Genomic DNA, 3,489 nt, shown 5'->3' with positions numbered 1-3,489 from the left:
AAAAGGATTATTTAGCATTTTCCATAGTTCCTTCAAAATAGCTAGCATATCCTTTTAAATCCAACATTCCATGACCAGAGAAGTTTAAAACAATAGTTTTTTCCTCACCGGTTTGTTTACATTTAAGAGCCTCATCAATTGCAACTTTAATTGCATGAGTAGTTTCAGGTGCAGGAACAATTCCTTGATTACGAGCAAAGGTAATTCCAGCTTCGAAACAATCTTTTTGATGAGCGGATCTTGGTTCTATTAATCCTTCTTTAGCTAAAAGTGATACAATAGGAGACATACCGTGATATCTTAAACCACCAGCATGAACAGATGGAGCAACAAAGTCATGTCCTAAAGTGAACATCTTAAGCATAGGAGTAAAACCGTTTGAATCACCAAAGTCATAGTCATAACGACCCTGAGTGAGTGTAGGACAGGCACTAGGTTCAACAGCAATGAACTGAGTTTCTGAATTGCCGTCTAACTTATCCTTAATAAATGGGAATAATGATCCCGCTAGATTACTTCCTCCTCCAGCACATGCAATCATTACGTCAGGCTCTTCCTCAGCAATTTCCAGCTGGGTTTTTAATTCCTGACCTATAACAGTTTGGTGAAGCATTACATGGTTCAATACACTACCCAATGAATATTTGACTTCATCCTTTTCCAGAGCTTCTTCCATAGCTTCTGAAATAGCAATTCCTAAAGAACCAGGGTGATCTGGAGTTTCTGCTAAAACCTGGCGACCGACTTTAGTATTTTCACTAGGTGAAGCATGAATGTCACTGCCATAAATGTGCATAATGTTTTTTCTGTCCGGTTTTTGGTTGAATGAAACCTTAACCATATATACGGTACATTCAATTCCTAACAAATTACATGCAAGGGATAAAGCAGTACCCCACTGGCCCGCACCGGTTTCAGTTGTAAGTCTTTCGACTCCTTCTTTTTTAGCGAAATAAGCTTGAGGTATAGCTGAATTCAATTTATGGGAACCTGTTGGGGAAGAATCTTCTCTTTTGAAGTAAATCTTAGCTGGGGTGTTTAAGTATTCTTCGAGTTTGTTGGCCCTTACTAATGGAGAAGGTCTGCCCATTTCCATGTATAGTTCACGTACTTCTTTTGGTATGTTAATGTACCTGTCTGTTGCAAATTCCTGTTCTAAACCAGCCTTGGTAAAAGCAAGCTGCAGTGACGCTATCTGATCTTTACCCTCACTGTTTTTAGGAGCAGGTAAAGGAACAGGTAAATCAGCAAGCATATTATACCATTGCTTTGGCACTTCATCAGATGATAATTCTATTTTATAAGTCATGATTATAATTATAAATAATGTACTATTTAAAGCTTTGTTGTACAAAAATGTACTATAATATATTAAATATTATAAAAAACAATTTAAACTCATGAGAATTCTAGCAATTGATGTGGGTACAGGAACCCAAGACATAATGATATACGACAGCGAAAAGGAACTGGAAAATGCTATTAAGCTGGTTCTGCCTTCTCCGCATTTGTTCATATCTCAAAAAATAAGAGAAATTGAAAATGACTTGTATCTTAAAGGAGAAATAATGGGCGGAGGAAAAATCAAAAATACCCTTTTGGAACATATGGAAAAAGGATATGAAGTGGTAATGAACTCAACCTGTGCAAAAACCATTAGAGACAATATAGAACAGGTAAAAGCGTTAGGAATAAAGATTTCTGATGATGAGGAAAACTACAGAGGCTATACAAAAATTAACCTGGGAGATATAAACATTACAAAATTATCCGAGTTCCTGCTGGGATATGATTTGGAATTTGACTTTGATAAAATAGCAATTGCTGTTCAGGACCACGGCTATAACGAAAATATGGGTGACAGAGACTTCAGATTTGAAAAAATAAGGGAAAAGGTATCTGAACCTATATCACCATTGAAATTTGGATTTAAAGATGAAGTTCCAGAGTATTTCACTAGAATGCAGGCCGTTAGAAGACAGGTGAAAAGTGAAGGAATAGAAGAGCTTCCATTAGTAATGGATACTAAATTTGCATCAATTGCCGGAATGTGTTATGATGAAATAGCAGAAAAATTAAATAGTTTTATTGTGATAGATATCGGAAATGGGCACACCACAGCAGCATCAATTGAAAACGGAAAAATTCAGGGAGTATTTGAACACCATACATCAAGTTTAACAGGTGAATCTCTTGAAAGATATATTAAAAGACTGGCATCAGGAGAAATAACTCATGAAGAGGTTTACAATGACCATGGCCATGGCGCTCATGTTTTAAATCCAATAGAAAAAATAGAAAAGGTAATCGTCAGCGGCCCAAAACGTGAATTAATCGAAAAGACAAATCTAGACTGGCATCATGCCGCTCCGGGAGGGGATGTAATGATGACAGGTACAGTAGGTTTAATAAAAACAATAATGGAATAGATAAAATGCTAAAAATGGATTCTCATATACATAGTGAATACTCACCGGATTCACACTCAAAAATTGATGATATTTTGAAGTGTGCACAAAGGGCCAACATAGATGTGATTGCAATAAGTGATCACAATACTGTTGATGGAACTAGTGAAGTTATGAAAAAAACTAAAAATACAGATATACTGGCCATACCATCTATAGAAATTTCATCAAGTGATGGCCATATCCTTGGTTTTGGATGTGAGGAAAATGTACCTCGAGGACTTTCACCTGAAGAAACAATAGACAGAATTCATGATTTGGGTGGTCTTGCAATTGTGCCTCATCCTTACTGCTTCTACAGGCATGGACTTCTGCACAAGACCGACTACAAGAACCTGAAAATCGATGCAATAGAGACAAAAAACGCCAGATTCATTGTAGGATACTGCAACCGAAAAGCAAAAAAACTGTCAGAAAAAGAAAACTTGCCTACACTGGGAGCAAGTGACGCTCACTATTGGGAATTTGTAGGTGACTGCTATAGCCTAATAGATGCAGAAAAAGATATTGACAGCATAATGAAAGCTATATTAAAAAGAAGAGTAGAAGCACATGGAAAAGGAACATCGAATATTTTACTTTCAAAATATCTGTTTGAAAAAAACGTTTTAAAGAAATTTGATTAAAAAGGATTTAATTACCCTTTTCAATTAAAATTTCTATAATAGAAACATTTGTTTTTTCATTGTTATAATTTTCAATTTCTTCAGTAGAAATTTGGATATCAGTTACATCTGATTCAGGTACAAACCTATTTCTTACAATTTCAGCTGCATCAACTGCACGGCTGATAGCTTTACCTCTAGCTCTGAGTAAAACACTATCTGAACCTTCATTAAATTGAGTTACCACAGCTAAAACATAATTCATAACAGGTTTACTACCAACAAAAATTGTATTTTTTTCCATTTTTAATTCACCAAATTAAATTTTATAAAACCATGTATATAAAATTTTACATATTTATTAAAATTAAAATTAAACAATTTAAACAAAAATAAAGAATAATTAAAGGTTAATA

General features: G+C 34.9%; 4 protein-coding genes. 2 read left to right on the top strand and 2 right to left on the bottom strand.

All coding sequences use genetic code 11. The annotated features are described in order from the left end of the window. Positions 1–7: 7 nt before the first annotated feature. A complete protein-coding gene (locus ACKI2P_RS07505) occupies positions 8–1,309 on the bottom strand; it encodes a TrpB-like pyridoxal phosphate-dependent enzyme (RefSeq protein WP_407376458.1) in 1,302 nt (433 codons plus the stop codon). Positions 1,310–1,400: 91 nt separating this feature from the next. On the opposite strand from ACKI2P_RS07505, the gene ACKI2P_RS07500 reads away from it, so the two are divergent. After that, on the top strand, positions 1,401–2,429 hold the full coding sequence (locus tag ACKI2P_RS07500; protein ID WP_407376456.1) for a DUF1786 domain-containing protein: 1,029 nt from the start codon (positions 1,401–1,403) through the stop codon (positions 2,427–2,429). Positions 2,430–2,434: 5 nt separating this feature from the next. Continuing rightward, on the top strand, positions 2,435–3,094 hold the full coding sequence (locus ACKI2P_RS07495) for a PHP-associated domain-containing protein (RefSeq protein ID WP_407376454.1): 660 nt from the start codon (positions 2,435–2,437) through the stop codon (positions 3,092–3,094). Between the two features lie 7 nt (positions 3,095–3,101). Here ACKI2P_RS07495 and albA read toward each other — a convergent pair whose 3' ends face one another. After that, positions 3,102–3,377 (bottom strand): DNA-binding protein Alba, encoded by a 276-nt coding sequence (gene albA, locus ACKI2P_RS07490; protein ID WP_407376452.1) that lies wholly within the window; start codon positions 3,375–3,377, stop codon positions 3,102–3,104. Positions 3,378–3,489 lie beyond the last annotated feature (112 nt).

It is taken from the genome of Methanobrevibacter sp., from assembly GCF_045541095.1.
In the GTDB taxonomy this organism is placed as follows: domain Archaea; phylum Methanobacteriota; class Methanobacteria; order Methanobacteriales; family Methanobacteriaceae; genus Methanocatella.
Note: the sequence above shows the minus strand (reverse complement) of the source record. Positions and strands in the feature narration are given on the sequence as shown.